Source organism: Streptomyces sp. SYP-A7185, assembly GCF_046103685.1.
Lineage (GTDB): Bacteria > Actinomycetota > Actinomycetes > Streptomycetales > Streptomycetaceae > Streptomyces.
The window spans coordinates 1,125,435-1,147,151 of the sequence record NZ_CP122310.1 but is presented as its reverse complement, the minus strand read 5'-3'; the positions used below and the strand labels follow the sequence as shown (position 1 = coordinate 1,147,151).

The following is a 21,717-nucleotide window of genomic DNA, read 5'->3' as shown; positions in this document are numbered from 1 at the left end:
CCCATGTCCACCACACACAAACGCACCGCACAGACCCTGCTCGCGGCGTCGGCGCTCGTCGCCGGCGTCCTCCTCACCGGATGCTCCGGTGACTCGTCGGCCGCCTCGTCGGACGACCCGAAGAAACCCGACGCCTCACCCACCAGCCCCTTCGACCAGGCCCTCGCCTTCTCCCGGTGCATGCGCGAGAACGGCGTCACGGGCTTCCCCGACCCGCAGAAGGACGCGGGCGGCGGCATCGCGCTCACGCCGGGCGGCGACGTCGACCCCAACTCGCCGGAGTTCCAGTCCGCCACGGAGGCCTGCCGCGACAAGATGCCGCAGGGCGGCCAGCTCGGCGGCGGCGGAGGCGGCGGTGAGCCGCTGGACTCGGCCAAGGTCGCGGCCTGGGCGAAGTGCATGCGCGAGAACGGCCTGCCCAAGCTGCCCGACCCGGAGATCAACGGCGGCAACATGGCGCTCGACTTCGGCGCGAGCGGCATCGACCCCGGCAGCGACGCGTTCCAGAAGGCCAGGATCGCCTGCCAGGACAAGTGGCCCGGCGGCGGTCTCACCGGCTCCGGCGGCGGCGCCTGATGACCGCCCCGGACGAGACCCGTGAGAGGGAACGGGAAGCAGGCACAGGCAAGTTCGACGAGGCGAAGGAGCAGCCCCGCGGCGCGGGCGAGGGCTCCGGAGCCCTGGAACTCCACACGCCCGGCGAGGTCTCCGAGCGGGACCCCGGCGCGGTCGCCACCGCACGCGAGGAGACCCTCCCCGAGGAAGCCGCTCCCGCGCCCGGAGGCGGCGGAGGGGACGAAGAGCGCGGCGGAGACGAAGGCGGTTCGCCCCCGCAGGCCGGTGGCCGCAGGCGCCGCCCGCTGCGGACGTCGCTCATCGTGGCCGCCGCGATCGCTGTGGTCGCTGCGGCGGGCGTCGCCACCACCGGGGTCTTCGGGGACGACGGCTCGGCAACCGCGGGGGACGCGCCCGCCGGGCCGCCGAAGACCGCGACCGTGGAGCGGACCACGCTGACGCGCACCGAGACCGTGGACGGGAGCCTCGGCTACGGCGACGCGACCGCCGTACAGGCCCCGGCCGCCGGCAAGGCGGGCGCCGGGATCATCACCTGGGTGCCGGGCGACGGCGACACCGTCAAGCGCGGCGGGACCGCCTACCGGATCGCCGAGCAGAAGGTCCCGCTCCTGTACGGCTCCACCCCCTTCTACCGCCCGCTGACGCCGGGCACCGAGGGCAAGGACGTCGAGATGCTGGAGAAGAACCTCTCCGCGCTCGGCTTCACGGGCTTCACCGTCGACGACACGTACGACGCCGCGACCGCCGCGGCGGTACGGGACTGGCAGGACGACCTGGGGCGCCCGGAGACCGGGACCGTGCAGCCGTCGGACGCCGTGGTCGCCCCCGGCGCCCGGCGCGTGGCCGAGGTGAAGGCCACGGCGGGCGCGCCCGCGAACGGACCCGTCCTCACCTGGACCGGCACCGAACGCACCGTCACCGTCGACCTCGACGTGCAGTTCGAGGACCTGGTCGACCAGGGCACCAAGGCCACGGTCACCCTCCCCGACGACAGCACGGTCCAGGCCGAGGTGACCGACGTCGGCACTCCCACCACGCCCTCCCAGGACGACGGCTCCGGAGGGTCCGGCGCGGGCGGCCGCTCGGGCGGCGACGACAAACCGACCCTGCCCGTCGAGCTGAAGGTCAAGGACCAGAAGGGCCTGGGCCGCTACCAGGCGGCGGCCGTGGAGGTCTCCCTGAAGGCGGAGACCCGTAAGGACGTGCTCGTCGTTCCGGTCAACGCCCTGGTGGCGCAGCAGGGCGGCGGCTATGCCGTGCAGGTCGTCGCCGCGGACGGCGAGGTGACGACACGGAAGGTCAAGGCCGGCATGTTCGCCGACAGCATGGTCGAGGTGTCCGGAGCCGGCATCGGCGACGGCACGGTCGTGGGGGTCCCCAAGTGAGCGCCGCCGCCCACCCGGTGGTCGACCTGGCCAACGTCTCCAAGACCTATGGGGAGGTCGAGGCGCTCAAGGGCGCCGACCTCGTCATCCGGCGCGGGGAGCTGCTCGCCGTCGTCGGGCCCTCCGGTTCGGGCAAGTCCACGATGCTCAACATCATGGGCACCCTGGACCGCCCCACCACCGGGACCGTGCACATCGACGGGCACGACGTCGACCAGCTCAGCGACCGGGAGCTCTCCGCGCTGCGGGCGGGGACGATCGGCTTCGTCTTCCAGCAGTTCCATCTCGCCCCCGGCGTACCGGCGCTGGACAGCGTCGCCAACGGCCTGCTCTACAGCGGCAGACCGCGGGGCGAGCGGCGTGCCCTCGCCGAGCGCGCCCTGCGCCGGGTCGGCCTCGGCCACCGCCTGCACCACGAGCCGCACCAGCTCTCCGGCGGCGAGAAGCAGCGCGTCGCCATCGCCCGCGCGGTCCTCGGCGACCCGCCGCTGCTGCTCGCCGACGAGCCGACCGGGGCCCTCGACTCCCGTTCCGGGGCGGTGGTGATCGAGCTGCTGCACGAACTGCACCGGGCGGGGACCACGGTCGTGGTCATCACCCATGACCGGGACATCGCCGGCTCCCTGCCGCGCGAGGTCCGGATCAAGGACGGCCGCATCGAAGCCGACGTGGCCGAGGCGGCCGTGCCGCTGCTCCCCGAGGAGGCCCTGCGATGAGCCCGACCAAGGAGTCGCGTACGAGCGGGGAGCGGGGCACGGCCCACGAGCTGCCCCGCCCCGCGCCGCCGCGTCCCAAACCGGCCCGGATGGGCCCGGCCGACGTGCTGCGGGTGGGCGGGTCGGGGCTGCGCTCACGCCCCATGCGGGTGCTCCTCTCGGCGCTCGGCATCGCCATCGGCATCGCGGCCATGGTCGGTGTCGTGGGCATCTCCACCTCCAGCAGCGAGGACCTCGACCGGCGGCTCGCCGCCCTGGGCACGAACCTGTTGACGGTCTCCCCGGGCCAGTCGTTCACCGGGGACGCGGCTCATCTGCCCGCCTCGTCCGTCGACATGATCGGCAACATCAAGGACGTCGATTCGGTCTCCGCCATCGGCAAGACGAGCGCCAAGGTCTACCGCAACGACCACATCAAGAAGGAGGAGACCGGCGGCCTGAACGTCTACGCGGCCCGCACGGACCTGCCGAGGACGGCGGGCGCGCAGGTCGTCGACGGCCGCTGGCTGAACGCCGCGAACCAGCGCTATCCGGCCGTCGTGCTCGGCCCCAAGGCCGCCGAGCAGCTGGGAGTCTTCCGGGCCGGGCCCGGCACGAAGGTGTGGCTGGGCGGCCAGTGGTTCACCGTCGTGGGGATCCTCGCGCCCAACGAGCTCGTCCCCGACCTGGATTCGGCCGCGCTTGTCGGCTGGCCCGTCGCGGAGAAGGAGCTGGACTTCGACGGCTATCCGACCACGGTCTACACCCGCGCCGAGGAGTCGGCCGTCGGCGACGTGCAGTCGGTGCTCGGCGCCACCGCCAACCCACAGAACCCCAGCGAGGCCAACGTATCGCGCCCCTCCGACGTCCTGGAGGCCAAGGAGGCCACCGACGACACCCTCAGCGGCCTCCTCCTCGGCCTGGGCGCGGTCGCCCTGCTCGTCGGCGGGGTCGGCGTCGCCAACACCATGGTCATCTCGGTCCTGGAACGCCGCTCCGAGATCGGCCTGCGCCGCTCTCTCGGCGCCACGCGCGGCCAGATCCGTACGCAGTTCCTCTGCGAGGCCCTGCTGCTCTCGGCCCTCGGCGGTCTGGGCGGGGTCCTGCTCGGCATAGCCGTCACCTCCGGCTACTCGGCCTACCAGGGCTGGCCTTCGGTGGTGCCCGTCTGGGCGATGGCGGGCGGTGTCGGCGCGACCTTGGTCATCGGCGGGCTGGCCGGTTTCTATCCGGCCGTCCGCGCGGCTCGGCTGCCTCCCACGGAAGCACTGGCCACGACGTGAACGAAAGAGGTGCCTCATGAAGATGGGCCCCGTGCCGACGCGACCCCAGAAGGACGTGATGCCATAAACGACCGTGCCCCATGGACGCGGTGCCTTCGTCAGCCCAAATCCCCCGCGGGCGACGAGGGCATCGCTTTTCTCCGCGGCAAAAGCAGAATACGCACACTCCCTTCGATCGTAGCGAGCGAATTCGGCGAAGGCGGCTGTCCATTGAAGGAGAGGTTCCGCTGTCTGGACGGCTCGCTTCCCTCCTATTCTCGCCCCATGACTGAGCATTCAGGGAACGTCGGTGAAAGCGCCCTGCTCGATCTGCTCCAGGAGCAGCGCATCGGCACGCTGGTCACCCTCAAACGCGACGGCCGCCCGCAACTCTCCAACGTCGGCTACGCCTACGACCCCGAGGACCGCGTCATCCGCCTCATGGTCACCGACAGCCGCGCCAAGACGCGCAATCTGCGCCGCGATCCGCGCGCGAGCTTCCTCGTCACCGACGGCGCGGGCTTCTCCTACATGATCGCCGAGGGGGACGCCGAGCTGACGCCGGTCGCGACCGACCCGCACGACGCGGTCGCCGACGAACTGGCCCTGGTCTTCCGGGGGTTCCAGGGCGAGCACCCCGACTGGGAGGGCTTTCGCACCGCGATGGTGCGCGAGCGGCGCCTGGTGATCCGGCTGCACGTGCAGCACGTGTACGGAGCCGCCGGAAAGCGGATCCTCGCGGGGAGCGCCCCCGCGGGAGCCGGCAACGGCGGCCCGGTGCCGGCGGGCCGCCCCGGACTGCAGCTCGGCACGGACGGCCCGCCGCCGCACATGCGGTAGAGACGTCTCACGACGTGCGGTAGAGATCGGACAAGAGGGCCACCGACGCGTGCGTCATCGGGTGCGGGTCGTGGCGGCGCCAGATGAGATGTACGGCGATGGGATCGGCGCCCCGCAGCGGGCGGAACACGACCCCGTCGCGGCGGTACTGGTTGGCGGTGCTCTCCGGGGTGAGGCCGACGCAGCGGCCGGACGCGATGATGGCCAGCCAGTCGTCGATGTCCTGGGTGTACTCCACCGGGGGACGGGCCTCCTCGGGCCACAGCTCGGCGGTCGTGGTGCCGGTGCGCCGGTCGACGAGGAGCGTCCGCTCGCGTATGTCGGCCAGCGGGACGGAGCGCCGCTTGGCCCACGGATCGTCGTCGGCCAGGGCGCAGAAGCGCCGCTCGTGGCCGACCACGGCGCTGGCGAACCGGGTCTCGTCGAAGGTGGTGCGCACGACGGCGAGGTCACACAGGCCTTCGGCGAGGCCGCCGGTCGCCGAGTTCGTCCGGATCAGGTACAGCTCGACGTCGGGGTGGTCCGCGGCCCAGCGGCGCTGGAACTCCGCCGTGTGACGGCCCATCGCCGACCACGCGTGGCCGATGCGCAGCCGGGTGTGCCCGGTGGTCGCCTCACGGATGAGGTCGTCGGCCTCCGCGAGCAGGTGCCGGGCGCGGGCGAGCACCTGCACGCCCGCGGTCGTGGGCGTGATGCTCCGGCTGGTGCGGTGCAGCAGGCGCACCCCCAGGACGTCCTCAAGCCCGGCCAGGGTGCGCGAGACGGCGGCCTGGGAGACGCCCAGCTCGGCGGCGGCATCGGTGAAGCCGCCGGAGTCGACGATGGCGACCAGGCAGCGCAGATGCCGCAGTTCCAGATCCATGCCCGCAGTCTAGGGACCCCCGGATCGCATGGATAACCAAAACGCATGGATGAACACTCGCATGCATTTTTCGTATGCGTCCGGGTGACGCATCCTGCGGTGCATGCGAACGTCCCGGAACCCCGCCGTGCCCGCCGTCGTCCAGGGCGTCGAGGCCGCTCCGACCGCCCCGGCGGGCGGAGCCCGAAGCCGCCTGCCGGGCATGGCGCTGATGCTCGGCAGCGGCCTGTCCAACCAAGTGGGCGCCGCCACCGGCGCCTTGGCGTTCGGCGTCATCGGCCCCGCGGGCGTGGTGGCCGTCCGGCAGTGGGTCGCGGGAGCCGTGCTCCTCGCGGTGGGCAGGCCCCGGGTGCGCGCCTTCACCTGGCGCCAGTGGTGGCCGCTGCTGTGCCTCGCGGCGGTCTTCGCCACCATGAACCTCTCGCTGTACACCGCGATCGACCGCGTGGGCCTCGGTCTCGCGGTGACCCTGGAGTTCCTCGGCCCGCTCACGGTCGCGCTGGCCGCGTCCCGCCGTGCGGTGGACCTCGGGTGCGCGGTCGTGGCGGGTGCGGCGGTGGTCGCGCTGGCCCGTCCCCGGCCCAGCACGGACTACGCGGGCATCGCGCTCGGTCTGCTCGCCGCGGCCTGCTGGGCCTCGTACATCCTGCTCAACCGCACGGTGGGGGCCCGCTTTCCCGGTGTCGAGGGGCCGGCCGCCGCGGCGGGGGTCTCCGGGCTGCTCTATCTCCCGGTCGGCGTCGTGGTCCTGCTCCACCATCCGCCGACGGCCACGGCCCTGGCCTGCGCGGCCGCCGCAGGCGTGCTCTCCTCCGCGGTGCCGTTCCTGTCCGACCTGCTCGCCCTGCGCCGGGTCGACGCCCGCTTCTTCGGCATCTTCATGAGCGTCAACCCGGTCCTCGCGGCCCTGGTGGGCCTGGTGGTCCTGGGGCAGTCCCTGGGCTGGGTGGAGTGGCTGGCCGTCGCGGCGATCGTCTCGGCGAACGGCGTCAGCGTCATGGCGCCGCGCAGGTAGGGCACGGCTGGCGGCCCGGCGCGCCACGCACGCCGTATGTAGGCGCGCTCCGTATGTAGCTGCGCTTAACGAAAGTTCAGAACTTGTTGCTTGTCCTTTCAGGTCCGCGACGGCATCGTTCACCGACAACGGCCCCGACCAAGGAGAGCGACAGTGAACGGCGTCCCCGGAACCACCTGGGCAGCGGCAAGAGTGGGCGTGCTCGCCCTCCTGTGGGGGTCGACCTTCCTGTGGATCGAACTGGCCCTGGAGGGGCTGACCCCCGTGCAGGTCACGCTCCTGCGCTGCGCGCTGGGGGCGGCCACTTTGACGGTGGTGCTCTTCGGTACGCGCAAGCGCCTTCCCCGGGGCGGCGCGACGTGGAAGCACGTCTTCGTCGCCGCCTTCTTCTGCAACGCCCTGCCCTTCGGCCTCTTCAGCATCGGGCAGCAGAGCGTCGACTCCGGCGTCGCGGGGGCGCTGAACGCGACGACTCCGCTGTGGTCCGTCCTGATCGGCCTCGCCATCGGCACGGAACGAGGGCTGCGCCCCGTCCGCCTGGCCGGGCTCCTCCTCGGCTTCGCGGGTACGTCACTGATCTTCGCCCCGTGGCAGCAGTCGGGGCTGACGAGCTGGGGCGCCCTCGCGATCGTGGGGGCCGCGGCGAGTTACGCCGTCGGCTTCGCGTACATGGGGCACCATCTCGTCGGCAAGGGCGTGCCCACGCTGTCCCTCTCCGCCGCCCAGCTCATGGCGGCGACCGGTCTGACGGCCCTGGCCCTGCCGGCCGGCGGCCTCGAGCCGCTCCACGTCGATCCCACGGCCCTGATCGCCGTCGCCGTCCTGGGGATCTTCGCCACCGGCCTCACCTTCCACCTCACCTACCGGATCATCGCGGACGAGGGCGCGACCAACGCCGCGACCGTCGGCTACCTGCTGCCGGTGGTCTCCGTGGCCCTCGGCGCCCTCGTGCTGGACGAGGCCTTCAGCTTCCGGGTCGCCGCGGGCATGACCGTCGTCCTCGTCGGAGTGGGCATGACGCGCCACCGCGAACGCACCCCGCTCGCGCCCGTGCGGGCACCGGCAGTCGAGGATCGTCCGGCTGGACCGCGTGCGCGTGGGTAGGTTCCCCGCATGACTGATGTCGTGGATGCCGGCGAACTGCTGCGTCGAATCCAGCGGGCCCGGGACTGGGCCCAGCAGGAGGAGCGGCACTGGAAGACGCGGTCCGACAAGCTGGAGACGGAGGATCCGAACGAAGCCCTGGGGGCGGAGATCTTCGCCTCCGCCTATGAGGCGGTCCGCAAGGTCCTGGAGGAGGTCATCGAGCCAGGGGTCAACGACGGCGACTAGACCGTCAGCGCGGCGTCCGAATCCCGCCGGCGTCGGTGCTCTCACCACCCCACTGTTGAGGTGGAAGAAAACAGAGAGAACCCACGCAGGAAGAAGGACGAGGAGGTCGCCATGACCGTCCATGCCACCATCGCCAGCCCGCTCGGCCCGTTGCTGCTCGTGGGAGAGCCCACGGCCGACGGCGTCTCGCTGACGTCACTGTCCATGCCCGGGCAGAAGAACGCACCCTCCGTCCGCAGCGGCTGGGTCCGCGACGACGACCGCTTCTCGGGGATCGCCCGTCAGGTGTCCGCCTACTTCGCCGGTGAACTCACCGCGTTCGAGATCCGGTTCACCCCGGGCGGCACGGAATTCCAGCGGCGCGTCTGGAGCGCCCTGGAGGAGATCCCGTACGGCACGTCGACCACCTACGGCGCACTCGCCGGGCGGATCGGCGTGGACCGCGGCCGGATCCAGGCCCTGGGCGCCGCCGTCGGCGCCAACCCGCTGCTTCTGGTGCGCCCGTGCCACCGCGTCATCGGCGCCGACGGCTCCCTGCGGGGCTACGCGGGCGGCGTGGAGCGCAAGGTCCGCCTCCTCACCCACGAGGGTGCCCTGCAACCCACCCTCGTCTGACCCGCACCCCACCAAGGACCCCCTCATGACCGACACCACCACGCACCCGGCGGCCACCCGCGTCACCGAACGCGTCGCGGCACAGGACTGGGACGCGCTGGCCGCCGAACTGGACGAGCACGGCCACGCCCTCACCGGTCGGCTCCTTACCCCCGCGGCCTGCCGCGGCCTCGCCGCCCTGTACGACGACACCGACCGCTTCCGCTCCACCGTCGAGATGGCCCGCCACCGCTTCGGCTCCGGCCAGTACCGCTACTTCACCCACGAACTCCCCGACGTCGTAGCTGAGTTGCGCGAGGCCTTCTACCCCCGGCTGCTGCCCGTCGCCCGCGACTGGGCCGCGCGGCTCGACAAGGCCGCCCCCTGGCCCGACGGCCTGGGGGAGTGGGTGGAGATGTGCCACGCGGCCGGGCAGGCCAAGTCCGCGCAGATCCTGCTGCGTTACGGCCCCGGCGACTGGAACGCCCTGCACCGCGACGTCTTCGGCGACCTGCTCTTCCCGCTCCAGGTCGTCATCGGCCTCGACGTGCCGGGAGCCGACTTCACCGGCGGCGAGTTCCTCATGACCGAGCAGCGCCCCCGCGCCCAGTCGCGCGGATCGGCCACCACCCTGCCGCAGGGCCACGCACTGATCTTCACCACCCGTGACCGGCCCGTGGCCTCCCGGCGCGGCTGGTCGACCGCGCCGATGCGGCACGGCGTGAGCACCGTCCGCTCCGGACGCCGGCGCACCCTCGGCCTGGTCTTCCACGACGCGGCATGACGCCCTCGCCGGCGGTCGAGGGGGAGGGGTCGGACCCGCTTCCGGGCACCCCGCGCCCGTACACGCTGTGCGGCCCGGACGGAAAGCCGTACCCCGGCACCACACCGGGCGCCCTGGGCGGGCACCGCCGAGGGCGCTTGTACGGCCGCCTCGACTGCCCCTCCGCGCTGCGGGCGCTCGCCCGCGGCCCCTACGCCACCCACCGGGTGTTCTTCCCCGACGAGGCCACCGCGCGCGCGGCGGGATACCGCCCCTGTGCGGTCTGCCTGCCCGCTCAGTACGCTCGATGGAGAGCAGACCCAGAAAGCACCGGCACACCATGAGCATCCTCAAGGATCGGGAATCCTCCCGCTCGCCCCTCGTCGGCGCCGCCCAGGCGGCCGCCCACGCGGACCTTCCCGCGCCCGCCCCGCACACCGAAGCCGAACTGGCCGCCCTCATCGGCCTGATGACGCCGGCGAAAGCGCGGATCGACGCCGTCGCCCTCGGGCACGGCCGCGACACGGCCTCCCGCGCCACCGCCGCGGCCTTCGCCGCCGCGTGGACCGCCCGCGGCGGCACCGTCCTCACCACGGTGAGCTGGCCCGAGACCGCCGCGTCCTGGCTGCGCCCCGCGCTCCGGCTGACCGCGCAGGCCCCGGACGCCTGGGTCCTGGCCGCCGCACCCCTCGGCTTCGCCCAGCTGGCCCGCCGCCTGCGCCACTCCACCGACTGGACCCCGGCCCGCAGCTACGCCTTCGCCTCCTTGCGGGACTCCCGCCTCCCCGCGCTCGCCGGGGACGACGTCCTGCACGGTCTGCGCGGCGCCACCGCCGACGGCGCGACCTGGGACGTGCGCCGCCGCTGGGTCACCACGTACCTGCCTCCGGAGACGATCTCGTGAGCGCCCTGATCCCCCGCCCGCCCAGGGAGATCGCCCCCGGGGCGGTGCACGTGCCGCAGTGGCTCACCCTGGAGCAGCAGCGCGAACTCGTCACGGCCTGCCGTGCCTGGGCCACCGGACCGGTGCCGATGCGCCACACCACACTGCCGCGCGGCGGGGTGATGTCCGTGCAAACGGTGTGCCTGGGCTGGCACTGGCAGCCGTACCGCTACACGCGCACCGCCGGTGACGTGAACGGCCGGCCCGTCGCCGCGTTCCCGCACTGGATGGTCGAGCTGGGCCGCCGGGCGCTCACCGCGGCGTACGGCGACGCGTCGGCCGCGGCCGGGTACACGCCGGACACGGCGCTGATCAATTTCTACGACGGGCAGGCCAAGATGGGCATGCACCAGGACAAGGACGAGCGCTCCCCGGCCCCGGTGGTCTCGCTGTCCATCGGTGACACCTGCGTCTTTCGCGTGGGCAACACCGAGACGCGTACCAAGCCCTGGACCGACGTCGAACTGGCCTCGGGCGACCTGTTCGTCTTCGGCGGCCCCTCGCGGTACGTCTTCCACGGCGTGCCCAAGGTGTACGAGGGCACCGCGGACCCGGCCACCGGCCTGACCTCGGGCCGCCTGAACATCACGATGCGGGTCACCGGCCTGACCGACTGACCCGGGCCCGCGGGCCGCGCGGCTACTCGAAGCGCGAGACGTCGCCCGCGCCGCGGCGCACGATCACGGCCTCGCCGTCGGAGAAGTCGATGACCGTGGTCGGGCTCGTGCCGCAGTCGCCGGAGTCGAGCACGGCGTCCACGACGTGGTCGAGGCGCTCCTTGATCTCCCAGCCCTGGGTGAGCGGCTCCTCCTCGTCGGGCAGGAGCAGGGTGCTGGAGAGCAGCGGCTCGCCGAGCTCGGTCAGCAGGGCCTGGGTCACGACGTGGTCGGGGATCCGGACGCCGACCGTCTTCTTCTTCGGGTGCAGCAGCTGGCGCGGGACCTCCTTCGTCGCGGGCAGGATGAAGGTGTAGCTGCCCGGCGTCGCCGCCTTGATCGCGCGGAACACGTCGTTGTCGACGTGCACGAACTGGCCCAGCTGCGCGAAGTTCTGGCACACCAGGGTGAAGTGGTGGCGATCGTCGAGGTTCCGGATCTTGCGGATCCGGTCGAGGCCGTCGCGGTTGCCCAGCTGGCAGCCGAGCGCGAAACAGGAGTCCGTCGGATACGCGATCAGCGCACCGGAGCGGATGCTGTCGGCCACGGTGCTGATGCTGCGCGGCTGGGGGTTCTCGGGGTGCACGTCAAAATACTTCGCCATCCGGCGAGCGTACGTGATCGCATCAGCCGCCCCTTGCTTCTCGGCCGACGCAGCGCCACCCGCGGCCCTCGGCGTGCCCCCGGTGCTCCCCGGGCCGTGCGGCTAGTCGTCGTCGACGACGGTGATCAGCGCGAGCGTGATGTTGTCGGGGCCGCCCGCGTCGATCGCCGCCTTCCACAGCTCGAAGACGGCCCGGCCGCCGTCGTGGGCCGCGAGCAGCTCGTTCAGGGTGTCCTCGGGCACGGGATCGGTCAGGCCGTCGGAGCACACCAGGAAACGTTCACCCCCGACGAGCGGCAGCGTGCTGACGTGCGGCGTGACCGCGCTGAAGCGGGGCGCGCCGCCGAGCGACTGCGTGACGATCGAGGTGGTGCGCCGGCCGGGCGCGGGCGGCGGGCTGTCGTCGACGCTCACCTGACGGAGTGAACCGCCCCGGCCGCACCGGCTCACGTCGAGGACGCGGCTGTCGCCGACGTTGAACACCAGCAGCTCGTGCCCCAGGAGGACGACGCCCGCGACCGTGGTTCCCATGGTCGTCAGTTCCGGATCGCGCTCGGCGGCCGCATACACGGTGTGGTTGCAGGCGTTCAGCGCGTCCCGGACGGCTTCCTCGCTGTCCAGCACGGTGCCGATCGACGCCAGCTGCCGCACGACCAGGCCGCTGGCGACCTCGCCCCCCGGCTGGCCGCCGATCCCGTCGGCGACCGCCACGACGAGGGGGTTGCCGAGCGGGAAGCCCAGGGTCTGGGGGTTCTCGGTCACCGTCCCGCACAGCGTCCAGGGGCCGACGGCCAGGCTGTCCTCGTTGTGATCACGTACGAGCCCGGGGTGGCTCAGCGCGGTGACGGTGATGTGCGGCATCCGTGGACCCCCTCTCCGCTTCGGCAGGTGTGTTCGGCACCCCCCATTGTCACGCCGCGAGCCGCTTCCGGCTCAGTGGCGGCCCGTGGCCACCCCCTGCCCGCCCGTGACCGCCCGTGCCATGGTGGGGGCGTCGATTGGTCCGGACCAGCTTGCGGTCGTGGTGAGGAGCGTACGCATGCGCGGTACAACGGTCTTGCCCGGTGAGGGGAACAGCGGATGGCCCGGCGAGGAGGGCATGCCGACCCACCGCCTGGAAGTGCCCATGCCCAACACGCTGCCGTTCGCCATCGGCACGTTCGACACCATCGGGCCGATGTCGCGCGCCGCGTTCCCGCACCGCCACACCTTCCACGAGATCGTCCACGTCACCGGCGGCACCGGCAGCCACGTCGTCGACCTGGCGCGTTACGTCCTGCGCCCGCCGAACCTGTGCTTCATCGCTCCCGGCCAGGTCCACCACTGGGAGAACGCCACCGGTCTGGAGGGGCACGTCATCCTCTTCACCGACGACTTCCTCCTGGACCACCCCGCGGACCGTGAGGCCCTGCGCGGGCCGGGGCGGGGCTGCTGGCTCGAACTGCGGGACGAGGCCGCCGACCGGACGGCGCGTCTGGTCGCCGACCTGGACGGTGAGTACCGTGCGGGCGCCGAGGGTTTCCCGAGCGTGCTGCGGGCGCTGCTGCACGTCCTGGTGGTGCGGGCGGCGCGGCTGCCCGCCCGCCATCCGGCGGCGGCCCCGCCCGCCCCGCGCACACGGCCGGGCTCCGTCGCCGCCGACTTCATGGCCTTGCTCTCGGCCCCGGAGGATCCCCTGTGGTCCGTACGGGGGTGCGCGCGGCAGCTCGGCGTCTCCGAGAGCTACCTCAGCGAGACGGTGAAGGCGTCCACCGGCCGCACGCCCGGCGAGCTGATCCGCCAGGCGCGGATGCACGAGGCCAAACGCCTGCTGCTGCGCACGGAGTTGTCGGTCCGTCAGGTGGCAGGACGGGTCGGTTTCGCGGACCCCGCCTACTTCTGTCGCTTCTTCCGCCGCGAGACGGGCGCGAGCCCCGGGGACTTCCGGCACGGCCACGGCGATATTCACCACGACCACCGCCTTGAGTCCATCGCCCGCGCCCGGCCCTCCGCATAGCTTCGGAGCCGATCCGGAACCCACCCCACCCCCCAGGAGGAGCGATGGAGCGCGAGATCGGCACGAGCGCGGACGGCACACCCGACGACGGCGCGGCCGGCGGCACGAAGGGGCCCCGCGAGGGCGGGCCCAGCCGCAAGACCGTCCTGAGAGCGGCCGCGGCGGTGGGCATGGCGCTGCCCGTGGCCTTCATGGGCGTCCCCGCGCTGGCCCGCACCGCGAGCGAGCGGGGCATCGAACCGGAGGTGACGCCGGCCTGCGACGACGGCGACGACCCGACGCCGCCGCAGATGGAGGGGCCGTACTTCAAACCCAACTCGCCGCAGCGCACCTCGCTCCTCCAGCCCGGCACGCCGGGCGTGCGGCTCACGGTCACCGGCTATGTCTTCGGGCGCGCCTGCCGCCCGATATCCCGGGCTCTGCTGGACTTCTGGCAGGCCGACACCTACGGGACGTACGACAACGCGGGCTACCGCTTCCGGGGCCACCAGTTCACCGACGCGAACGGCGCCTTCCGGCTCACCACGATCGTGCCCGGCCTCTACCCGGGCCGCACCCGGCATCTGCACGTCAAGGTCCAGGCCCCGGGGCGCCCGGTCCTCACGACCCAGCTGTACTTCCCCGGTGAGCCGCGCAACAACACCGACGCGCTCTTCGACGCCCGGCTGCTGATGAACGTACGCACCGTGGGCAACACGAAGGAGGCGGACTTCGACTTCGTCCTGAACGTGCCGCAGTAACGGGTGGGACCTGTAGGGCCAGCGGGGCGCGAGGGGCGTCGTACAACCTTTGGCGGGCATGAGGGGTCAAGTGATCGGCGGCGTGAACCGGTGGTGAATTCCGCCGGGCAGCCAACCGACCGCACTCTGAACCGAGGGAACCCGTATGTCGCGAGCCAGTCGCAAAGCCCGTCGTGCCCTGCCCCTGATGGCGGCCTCCCTGCTCGTGGGCAGTGGCCTCTCGGCCCTGGCCCTCGGGCAGGGCATCGCCCAGGCGGCCACACCGGCCGCCGCCGACGCCGGGCGCGCGAGCGCCGCCGCGCAGGTGACGGATGACCTGAACGGCGACGGTTACGCCGACCTGGTCGTCGGCGCCCCGGGCGGCACGGTCTCCGGCAAGGCCAAGGCCGGGTACGTCGTGGTGACCTACGGCTCCGCCAACGGCCTCGACCCCGCCAAGAAGAAGATCATCAGCCGTTCCACGAGCGGCGTGCCCGGCGCGGCCACCGCCAAGCAGGAGTTCGGCAGGCACGTGACCAAGGCCGACCTGGACCAGGACGGACACGCGGACCTGGTCGTCGGCACCGGTGTCCCCGGCGGCGGCTCGGTGATCCTGTGGGGTTCCGCGAGCGGCCCGACCGGCGGCACCGCCGTCAGCACCTTCGGGTTCGCCCCGCAGGCCGGGGACTTCGACGGTGACGGCGTCACCGACCTCGCCCTGTTCGACCTGGTGGGCTCGCACGGCGACGACCCGGTCGCGCAGAAGGCCCGCCTGTGGAAGGGGCCCATGGCGCGGAGCGGCACCCCGGCCGCCACCCTCGACTTCATGGACAAGTCCGAGTGGTCGAGCTACGACAGCGACGAGCGCCCCTACCCGGGCTGCCGCGAGCGGCCCGAGGTCTGCGTCGACGGACCGCTCTCCGTGAAGGGCCCGGTCATCCCGAAGGCCGTCGGCGACATCAACGGCGACGGCCGCACGGACATCGCCGTCAACGACTACGCGGGCGACGGCCAGTGGGGCAACAGCGTCCTGTACGGCAGCCCGACCGGCTTCACGCGCGCTGACGCGCCGGGGTCCCGGGGAGCGATGGGCATCGGTGACATCAACGGCGACCACTACGACGACGTGGTCGTGGGCGGCAGCGATGAGGACGAGTCCGAGGTCGCGGTCGCCTACGGCTCGGCGGACGGCCTGAAGGGGGATGTCCAGAAGTTCGACCAGGACCTGCCCGGCATCCCCGGTGCCGAGGAGGAAGGCGACCGCTTCGGCAGCTCGCTCTCGGTCGCCGACGTGACGGGCGACGGCTACGCGGACATCGCGCTCGGCGTCGTGGGCGAGGACGTCAAGACGGTCGCCGACGCGGGTGCCGTCGTCCTCGTGCACGGCAGCGCGAACGGCGTCACCGGCACCGGCGCCCAGGCCTTCCACCAGGACACGGCGGGGATTCCGGGGGTCGCCGAGAAGGACGACCAGTTCGGCGAGGCCACGGCCCTGCTCGACGTCACCGGCGACGGCCGCCGCGACCTCGCGGTGTCCTCCGCCCGGGAGAACGCCCTGGCGGGTGCGATCTGGTCGCTGCGCGGCACGTCCACCGGACTGACCGCCACCGACTCCGTCGCCTTCGGCCCCAAGGACGTCGGGGCGCCGGACGCCGCGGCGCTCTTCGGGAGCACCCTGCGCTAGGAACTCCGGCTCAGGCAGAACCAGTTGCGCGTGGGCCCGTGGGTGAGGGGGATTGCTCCCTCGCCCACGGGCCTTTTGCGTTCCTCTTCCCTGCCCGTCGCCTCCGTGCCCCCTCAGTCGCCCCCGCCCCCGCCGCCTCCACAGCCGAAGCCGGAGTCCGCGTGGTCGGAATCCGTGAGGTGGTCCAGGGCGTTGCCCATGCGGACCATGGCCCGGCCGAGACCGGACGGGACCAACTGCGCCTCCATGACGCCCCGGCGGACCGTGCCCTTCGGCAGGACCTCGGGCCCCGCGAACACGTACGCCGGGAGGCTCGCCTCCTCCTGGGCCGCCTGGAGCCGCCGCTTGCCGGTCCGGGTCAGCTGGTGGCGGCCGCGGGTCACCAGACCCCACTCGGCGAGCCGGTCGCCGATCTCCTGCACCTCGGGCGCATCGCGCAGTTCGGCGCAGACGGACGCCGCGCTGCGCCCGGCCGGGCACGCCGTCATCAGGGCGCGCTCGACCGGCGGCCCGGGCAGTTCCCCGCCGACGGCGCGTATGCGCGACGCCCTGAGTTTGACCAGCTCACGCTCGGCCAGCGCGATCACCGCGCACTCCACCACGCGTCGTGGCCCGCCCGCCAGATACGCGACGTCGTACACGTCGAGGGCCCGGCGCGCTCCCGCCGCCGTCGTGGCCCGTTTGAAGGACAACCGCATGTCCTCACCCCCTTCGGACACCCCGTCTTTCGGCTGTGGTGCCCGACGGCGGGAGCGCACACCCCTGCCCCGCGTCTCTTCAGAGCAAAACTCGAGGGTCCCGGCCCCATCGGTCTCTCTTGACACTCTCTTGACAGCGACCGGCCCACGGCGATCGCCTGGAGCCCTGCCGCGCGCCGTCGCGGCGGCCATCGAACCGGGCACGGGGCACAGGGGGAGAGCGGGCCATGCTGCGGGTGTACTTCACGGCCGAGGACCTGGCGCGGGTGCGGGTCGCCTCCGGGCCGGACTTCCTCTGGGAGATCAGCAACAGCGTACAGACGCTCCAACGGCGTGACGGAGCGCGGGTGTTCGGGCAATGGCGCCGGTGGGCGAGGCCGCGTCTGTCGGACAGCTGCCGGCTGCTCTCACCGCTTCTGCCGCCGCACGGCTGTTCCCCGGATTTCCTCACCCCCACCCATGGGGCGGGCGAGACGCTCCATGCGGCGGTCGACACCCTCGTGCGCACGCCCCGGCCGCGGCTGCGCACCGACCTGACGCGGGTGGCCGCCTCACGGCCGCTGCCCGGCTGGACGGAGGCACTGGCGCAAGGCGACACCGACGCTCTGCGGCGGCTGGGCCGGGCGCTCCACACCTACCACCTGGAGGCGCTCGCGCCGTTCTGGCCCCGCATCCACGCCCAGATCGACGCCGACCGCATCCTCCGTCTGCACAGCCTTCTCGACGGCGGGACCGACGGGCTTCTGGCCGGGCTGGGTCCGCAACTGCGGTGGTGTCCGCCGGTGTTGGAGGCCGATTACCCCGTGGACCAGGAGCTGCGGCTCGACGGCCGGGGGCTCACCCTGCAACCGTCGTTCTTCTGCTGGCCCACGCCCGTCACGCTCGCCGACGGCGAACTGCCGCCCGTCCTGGTGTATCCCATCGACCACGCCGCGGACTGGACCGGCCCGGCGTCCCGGCCCACGCCTCCCGGCCTTCCCGGCGAGGGTGCTCTGGGGCCGCTCATCGGGCAGACCCGGGCCGCCGTCCTCAAGGCGGCCCGCACCGGCGCCTCCACGGTCGAGCTCGCGCGCCTCCTGGCGGTCACCCACCCGGCCATCAGTCAGCACGTCAAGGTGCTGCGCGCGGCCGGGCTGCTGACCACGGTCCGCGGGGCGGGACGGTCGCTCCATGTCGCGACGGCCGAGGGCCGCGCGCTGCTGCGCGGCTGCGGGCCGTAAGTCTGGGCTTTCATCGATTGCGTCTGGCATGGGCATGCAAGGAAGCTGACCGGGCTGTCGCACACGCATCCCCCCACCGCGCCGCGTCTCCGTCCCTCACCCCGTCCCACGCGCCGTTCGACGCGCGTCCACGTGTGAACTCCCGTGCATCACGGAGGGCTTGACGACGCGACGTCGATCCGATGAAGGAGTGGCGTTGCACCCTACTCGTACGTTCATCCGCCGCGCGGCCGTGGCCGCCTCACTCGCCGTGGCCGCGACCCTCTGCGCCGTGCCCGGCGTCGCCCAGGCCTCCACGCCCCCCACGGCGCCCGCGGCCTCCTCCACCGGGCACGGTCTGCGAGGGTTCCAGGAGCGCCACGGACTGCCCGCGACCGGTTCCGTGGACGGCCCGACCGCCGGAGCCCTGCGCCAGGCGTCCGACGCCGAACTGCACCGGACCTTCCGCACGGCGGCCGACCTCGGACCCGAGGAACTCGCCAATGCACGCACCGTCATCGGCGTCGGCAAGGGCGCGCAGATCCCCGAACAGGGCCTGGTCATCGCCCTGATGACGGCCATGCAGGAATCCAAGTTCGTCAACTACCTGACGCCGGTGGACCACGACTCCCTCGGAATCTTCCAGCAGCGCCCCAGCACCGGCTGGGGCACCCCCGAGCAGATCACCGATGTCGCCACCTCGTCCATGTCCTTCTACGGAGTGGCCCCCTTCGGCAACAACCCGGGTCTGATCCAGATCGACGGCTGGCAGACCATGCCACCGGGCGAGGTCTGCCAGGCCGTACAGGTCTCCGCCTTCCCCGACCGCTACGCGCAGTGGGAGCAGTTCGCCCGCGACCTGCTCGCCCAGGAAGGGCCCACGGTCCCGCCGATCCCGTGACGCACGGGAAAGCCCGCCACCACTCCAGGCCCGCACGTCCCGGCCGGACGTGCACTCCACCCCTCACCTCATCAGGAGACCCCATGCGCAAGAGACTCCTCTCCACAGCGATCGCCGTCGCCGCGGTCGGAGCCCTCCTCACCCCGGCCACCGCCCAGGCCGACGCCGCGCGCCCGCACGGTGTGTCGGTGCTGGGGCACGGCTCACGGGCCGGGACCGCGGTCGTCAGCGGCCTCAACGAGCCCGGCACCAAGCTGCGCGTCGACGGCGCGCGGACCCGCAGCGCCCACACGCTCCAGGTCGACTACCAGGTCCAGGAGACCGGCTACTGGTGCGGTCCCGCCGCCACCCGCATCGCGCTGTCCGCACGCATCGCCCCGCCCGGCCAGGGCGCGCTGGCCGCGCAGCTGGGCACCACCGAAGCGGGCACCGACCACATCAGCCAGGTGACCGGCGTGCTCAACGCCAACCTCGGCACCGGCTGGTACGAGACCAAGGAGATGCCGAACGACCCGCCCACCCAGGCCCAGAAGGACCTGCTGTGGAACGACGTCGTCCTGGACATCGACAACAACTACCCGCTGGTGACCAACATCGTGGCCCCGCCCGGCAACCAGCCGCCCGGCTACCCGTCGGACCAGACGATCTACCACTACTTCACGGTCATCGGCTACGACGACGCCAACCGCACCGTCCTCATCGCCGACCCGGCCTCCTTCGGCGGCAACCAGATCTACTGGCTCTCCTTCGATCAGCTCGCCACGCTGATCCCGCCGAAGGGATACGCGGCCTGAACAGACGACTGTGGGCGGCGCCACCGAACCATGCGCCGCCCACAGTCCGCTCGGTCGCCGTCTCGGGGACGGGCGGCGACAGCCTCAGCGGCACCGACTCCGCTGAGGCCGAACAGGAAAGCAGGGTCCGGGCGAACCTGCCGGCCTCGGGCTCGGCCGGTCACGACGGGGCACTGATTGCTTCCGTCGGGGCCGGGTGCGTGGATGCACCGGAGCCCGAGATTTCTCAGCGGCCGTCCCTCGGTCGGCGGCCGTCTCTCAGAGGTCGTCCTCGTCGACCTCCAGCCGCACCCGCAACGAGCTGAGCCCGCGCCGGGAATGACTCTTCACCGTGCCCAGCGGCCAGCCGGTGCGCTCGGCGATCTGCGGATGGGTCAGGTCCTCGTAGAACGCCAGGCGCAGCACCGTGCGCTGGGGCACCGGCAGCCTCGCCAACTCCTGTGAGATGAGGGTGCGGTCGACCGCCCGGTCCATCCCCTCGTGACCGCGGTGGTCCCTGGTCGCGTACAGGGCCTCCGCTCCGGCGACGAGCGCCGCTCGCCGGGTGCGCGCGTGGAGCGCGTCCGCGATCCGGTGCCGGGTGATGCCCGTCAACCAGCCCGCCAGACTGCCCCGTTCGGGGCGGTATCCGGCGCGACCGCGCCAGGCGGCGAAGAACACCTGCTGCGTGATGTCCTCCGCGTCGCGGCTGTCGCCGAGCGCGCGCTGGGCCAGGGCGTGCACCAGCGGCCCCCAGCGGCGGTAGACCGCCGCGAGGCTCGCTTCGTCGCCACCGGCGAGGCCCCTGGCCAGATCTGTGGTCCGCTCCCCGGGAGCGCGCACGGACTGCGGCACCAGTGTGCTCATCGACGCGTCGTCAGCTCCTTTGCCGATCACAATCGCCGTACGACCGAAGGGAAACGGGCATGCGCACCATGCCCCCCGGCCGCGATCCGGTCATCCTGGAAACACTCGTCGGCACCCGGCAACTCGCATCGGTTGTGCGTCGTATCGTGTCCGCATGAGCGAGGGGCGAGACCGCGATCAGGACGGCGAACCGGCTGGTACGGGAGTCACCACCGGCGCCCTGGCGCGGAGGCTGGGGGTGTCACCGACGACCTTGCGGACCTGGGACCGCAGGTACGGCCTGGGCCCCGCCCGGCGCGACGCCGGGCACCATCGCCGCTGGTCGGAGCAGGACATCGCCATGGTGGAGGAGATGGGCCGGCTCACCGCCTCGGGGATGCCGCCGGCCGAGGCCGCGCACAAGGCGCTGACACTGCTCGATCCTGACGCGGGCCCCGGAGCGAGCCGCGAACCGGAGCTCGATGGCACCGCCGGGCCCGGCGCCACCGAGGCGGCAGCCACCGGGTCGGGCGCCCCCGGGTCCGAGGCCTCCGAGACCGCGGCTTCCGAGTCCGCGGCTTCCGGTGCCGCCGTGCCCCGGCAGCGGCGTGCCGCGCGTCCCTCCGCGCCTTCGTCGCCCGACACGTTCGTCCGCCGCCGGCGTGGCCTCTCGCGGGCCGCCGTACGGCTCGACGCGCCCACCGTGCAGGATCTGCTGGCCGACGCGGTCGAGCACCACAGCCTGGTCACCGCGTGGCAGGAGGTGATGGTGCCGACGCTGCACGCGGTGGGACGCAAGTGGGAAGAGGCGGGCGACCGTTACGTGGAGGTCGAGCACATGCTGTCCTGGCACGTCTCCCGCACCCTGCACCGCTGTGCGGCGGCCCCCGCCGCACCGGCCCCGCAGAGCGCGCCCGCACCGGAAGCCCCCCTCGTGCTGGCCTGCGTCCCGGGCGAGCAGCACTCGCTGCCGCTGGAGGCGCTCAGCGCGGCGCTGGGTGAACTGGGCGTCCCGCAGCGCATGTTCGGCGCGGCCGTGCCGGTCGAGGCGGTCGCGTCCGCCGTGCGCAGGACGGGCCCCGCCGTCGTCGTGCTGTGGGCGCAGGCCCGCTCCACCGCGAGCGTCCCGCTGGCCCGGCACATCGCCGACACCCGCTGGGGGGTGCGGGGCGCCCGCGGCCGCCCGGTGGTCATGCTCGCCGGGCCCGGCTGGGCGGGAGCTGCGGTGCGCGGCGCGCTGCGGCCCAACAGCCTGCGCGAGGCCCTGACCCAGATCGGCAAGGTGCGGGCAGGGGCCGCCGCCGGCCCGGGGAAGTGACCCACGCCGGCGGCCCGTCACCGCCACCGGCGCCGACCGTCAACGCCCTGCCCTCC

At 72.9% G+C, this 21,717-nt stretch carries 23 protein-coding genes and 2 pseudogenes; 20 read left to right on the top strand and 5 right to left on the bottom strand.

The window, feature by feature from the left end:
• The first annotated feature begins 3 nt into the window (after positions 1 to 3).
• From QBL25_RS04945 to QBL25_RS04925, 5 genes and pseudogenes are all read left to right on the top strand, one after another.
• A complete protein-coding gene (locus QBL25_RS04945; RefSeq protein WP_409055742.1) occupies positions 4 to 576 on the top strand; it encodes a hypothetical protein in 573 nt (190 codons plus the stop codon).
• Complete coding sequence (locus tag QBL25_RS04940; protein WP_409055741.1) at positions 576 to 1,961, top strand: peptidoglycan-binding protein; 1,386 nt, start codon at positions 576 to 578, stop codon at positions 1,959 to 1,961. Before QBL25_RS04945 ends, QBL25_RS04940 begins: the two co-directional genes overlap by 1 nt.
• Positions 1,958 to 2,677 (top strand): ABC transporter ATP-binding protein, encoded by a 720-nt coding sequence (locus QBL25_RS04935; protein WP_409055740.1) that lies wholly within the window; start codon positions 1,958 to 1,960, stop codon positions 2,675 to 2,677. Before QBL25_RS04940 ends, QBL25_RS04935 begins: the two co-directional genes overlap by 4 nt.
• Positions 2,678 to 2,766: 89 nt before the next feature.
• Complete coding sequence (locus tag QBL25_RS04930; RefSeq protein WP_409062550.1) at positions 2,767 to 3,939, top strand: ABC transporter permease; 1,173 nt, start codon at positions 2,767 to 2,769, stop codon at positions 3,937 to 3,939.
• Between the two features lie 264 nt (positions 3,940 to 4,203).
• Positions 4,204 to 4,635 (top strand): annotated as a pseudogene (locus QBL25_RS04925) (PPOX class F420-dependent oxidoreductase); the annotation flags it as partial.
• A gap of 130 nt (positions 4,636 to 4,765) precedes the next feature.
• Here the strand turns inward: QBL25_RS04925 and QBL25_RS04920 are convergent.
• Positions 4,766 to 5,620, bottom strand: coding sequence for a LysR family transcriptional regulator (locus QBL25_RS04920; RefSeq protein WP_409055739.1), 855 nt, complete (start codon positions 5,618 to 5,620; stop codon positions 4,766 to 4,768).
• Positions 5,621 to 5,723: 103 nt separating this feature from the next.
• Between QBL25_RS04920 and QBL25_RS04915 the strand changes: the two genes are divergently transcribed.
• From QBL25_RS04915 to QBL25_RS04880, 8 genes are all read left to right on the top strand, one after another.
• Complete coding sequence (locus QBL25_RS04915) at positions 5,724 to 6,635, top strand: EamA family transporter (RefSeq protein WP_409055738.1); 912 nt, start codon at positions 5,724 to 5,726, stop codon at positions 6,633 to 6,635.
• 153 nt (positions 6,636 to 6,788) lie between these two features.
• A complete protein-coding gene (locus QBL25_RS04910) occupies positions 6,789 to 7,739 on the top strand; it encodes a DMT family transporter (RefSeq protein WP_409055737.1) in 951 nt (316 codons plus the stop codon).
• Positions 7,740 to 7,748: 9 nt separating this feature from the next.
• Positions 7,749 to 7,967 (top strand): hypothetical protein, encoded by a 219-nt coding sequence (locus tag QBL25_RS04905; protein ID WP_409055736.1) that lies wholly within the window; start codon positions 7,749 to 7,751, stop codon positions 7,965 to 7,967.
• Between the two features lie 111 nt (positions 7,968 to 8,078).
• A complete protein-coding gene (locus tag QBL25_RS04900) occupies positions 8,079 to 8,582 on the top strand; it encodes a methylated-DNA--[protein]-cysteine S-methyltransferase (RefSeq protein WP_409055735.1) in 504 nt (167 codons plus the stop codon).
• Between the two features lie 25 nt (positions 8,583 to 8,607).
• Entirely contained in the window at positions 8,608 to 9,345 is a 738-nt protein-coding gene (locus tag QBL25_RS04895) for a 2OG-Fe(II) oxygenase (protein WP_409055734.1), read from the top strand.
• Positions 9,342 to 9,668 carry an Ada metal-binding domain-containing protein gene (locus QBL25_RS04890; protein WP_409055733.1) on the top strand — a complete coding sequence of 109 codons (327 nt, stop codon included), beginning with the start codon at positions 9,342 to 9,344 and terminating at the stop codon, positions 9,666 to 9,668. Before QBL25_RS04895 ends, QBL25_RS04890 begins: the two co-directional genes overlap by 4 nt.
• Entirely contained in the window at positions 9,665 to 10,228 is a 564-nt protein-coding gene (locus QBL25_RS04885) for a hypothetical protein (protein WP_409055732.1), read from the top strand. The genes QBL25_RS04890 and QBL25_RS04885 overlap by 4 nt, the downstream gene beginning before the upstream one ends.
• A complete protein-coding gene (locus tag QBL25_RS04880) occupies positions 10,225 to 10,884 on the top strand; it encodes an alpha-ketoglutarate-dependent dioxygenase AlkB family protein (protein ID WP_409055731.1) in 660 nt (219 codons plus the stop codon). The genes QBL25_RS04885 and QBL25_RS04880 overlap by 4 nt, the downstream gene beginning before the upstream one ends.
• A gap of 22 nt (positions 10,885 to 10,906) precedes the next feature.
• Here the strand turns inward: QBL25_RS04880 and QBL25_RS04875 are convergent, their stop codons facing one another.
• Together QBL25_RS04875 and QBL25_RS04870 are read right to left on the bottom strand one after the other, a co-directional pair.
• Complete coding sequence (locus QBL25_RS04875; protein WP_409055730.1) at positions 10,907 to 11,527, bottom strand: L-threonylcarbamoyladenylate synthase; 621 nt, start codon at positions 11,525 to 11,527, stop codon at positions 10,907 to 10,909.
• A 102-nt stretch (positions 11,528 to 11,629) separates the two neighbouring features.
• Positions 11,630 to 12,388 carry a PP2C family protein-serine/threonine phosphatase gene (locus QBL25_RS04870; RefSeq protein WP_409055729.1) on the bottom strand — a complete coding sequence of 253 codons (759 nt, stop codon included), beginning with the start codon at positions 12,386 to 12,388 and terminating at the stop codon, positions 11,630 to 11,632.
• A 178-nt stretch (positions 12,389 to 12,566) separates the two neighbouring features.
• Between QBL25_RS04870 and QBL25_RS04865 the strand changes: the two genes are divergently transcribed.
• From QBL25_RS04865 to QBL25_RS04855, 3 genes and pseudogenes are all read left to right on the top strand, one after another.
• Positions 12,567 to 13,523, top strand: a complete 957-nt coding sequence (locus tag QBL25_RS04865; RefSeq protein ID WP_409055728.1) for an AraC family transcriptional regulator — start codon at positions 12,567 to 12,569, stop codon at positions 13,521 to 13,523.
• A 170-nt stretch (positions 13,524 to 13,693) separates the two neighbouring features.
• A pseudogene (locus QBL25_RS04860) lies at positions 13,694 to 14,260 on the top strand (dioxygenase); the annotation flags it as partial.
• A 148-nt stretch (positions 14,261 to 14,408) separates the two neighbouring features.
• Complete coding sequence (locus QBL25_RS04855) at positions 14,409 to 15,926, top strand: FG-GAP-like repeat-containing protein (RefSeq protein WP_409055727.1); 1,518 nt, start codon at positions 14,409 to 14,411, stop codon at positions 15,924 to 15,926.
• 113 nt (positions 15,927 to 16,039) lie between these two features.
• Here the strand turns inward: QBL25_RS04855 and QBL25_RS04850 are convergent, their stop codons facing one another.
• On the bottom strand, positions 16,040 to 16,624 hold the full coding sequence (locus tag QBL25_RS04850; RefSeq protein ID WP_409055726.1) for a TIGR04222 domain-containing membrane protein: 585 nt from the start codon (positions 16,622 to 16,624) through the stop codon (positions 16,040 to 16,042).
• A 227-nt stretch (positions 16,625 to 16,851) separates the two neighbouring features.
• Here QBL25_RS04850 and QBL25_RS04845 point away from each other — a divergent pair, with 227 nt between their 5' ends.
• From QBL25_RS04845 to QBL25_RS04835, 3 genes are all read left to right on the top strand, one after another.
• The gene (locus QBL25_RS04845) at positions 16,852 to 17,844 is read left to right on the top strand and encodes an ArsR/SmtB family transcription factor (RefSeq protein WP_409055725.1); all 993 of its coding nucleotides are present in this window, start codon (positions 16,852 to 16,854) and stop codon (positions 17,842 to 17,844) included.
• A gap of 250 nt (positions 17,845 to 18,094) precedes the next feature.
• Complete coding sequence (locus QBL25_RS04840) at positions 18,095 to 18,724, top strand: peptidoglycan-binding protein (RefSeq protein ID WP_409062549.1); 630 nt, start codon at positions 18,095 to 18,097, stop codon at positions 18,722 to 18,724.
• Between the two features lie 83 nt (positions 18,725 to 18,807).
• Positions 18,808 to 19,518, top strand: a complete 711-nt coding sequence (locus QBL25_RS04835) for a C39 family peptidase (RefSeq protein ID WP_409055724.1) — start codon at positions 18,808 to 18,810, stop codon at positions 19,516 to 19,518.
• Between the two features lie 258 nt (positions 19,519 to 19,776).
• Here QBL25_RS04835 and QBL25_RS04830 read toward each other — a convergent pair whose 3' ends face one another.
• Complete coding sequence (locus QBL25_RS04830) at positions 19,777 to 20,364, bottom strand: RNA polymerase sigma factor (protein WP_409055723.1); 588 nt, start codon at positions 20,362 to 20,364, stop codon at positions 19,777 to 19,779.
• A 154-nt stretch (positions 20,365 to 20,518) separates the two neighbouring features.
• Here QBL25_RS04830 and QBL25_RS04825 point away from each other — a divergent pair, with 154 nt between their 5' ends.
• Entirely contained in the window at positions 20,519 to 21,661 is a 1,143-nt protein-coding gene (locus QBL25_RS04825; RefSeq protein WP_409055722.1) for a MerR family transcriptional regulator, read from the top strand.
• Positions 21,662 to 21,717 lie beyond the last annotated feature (56 nt).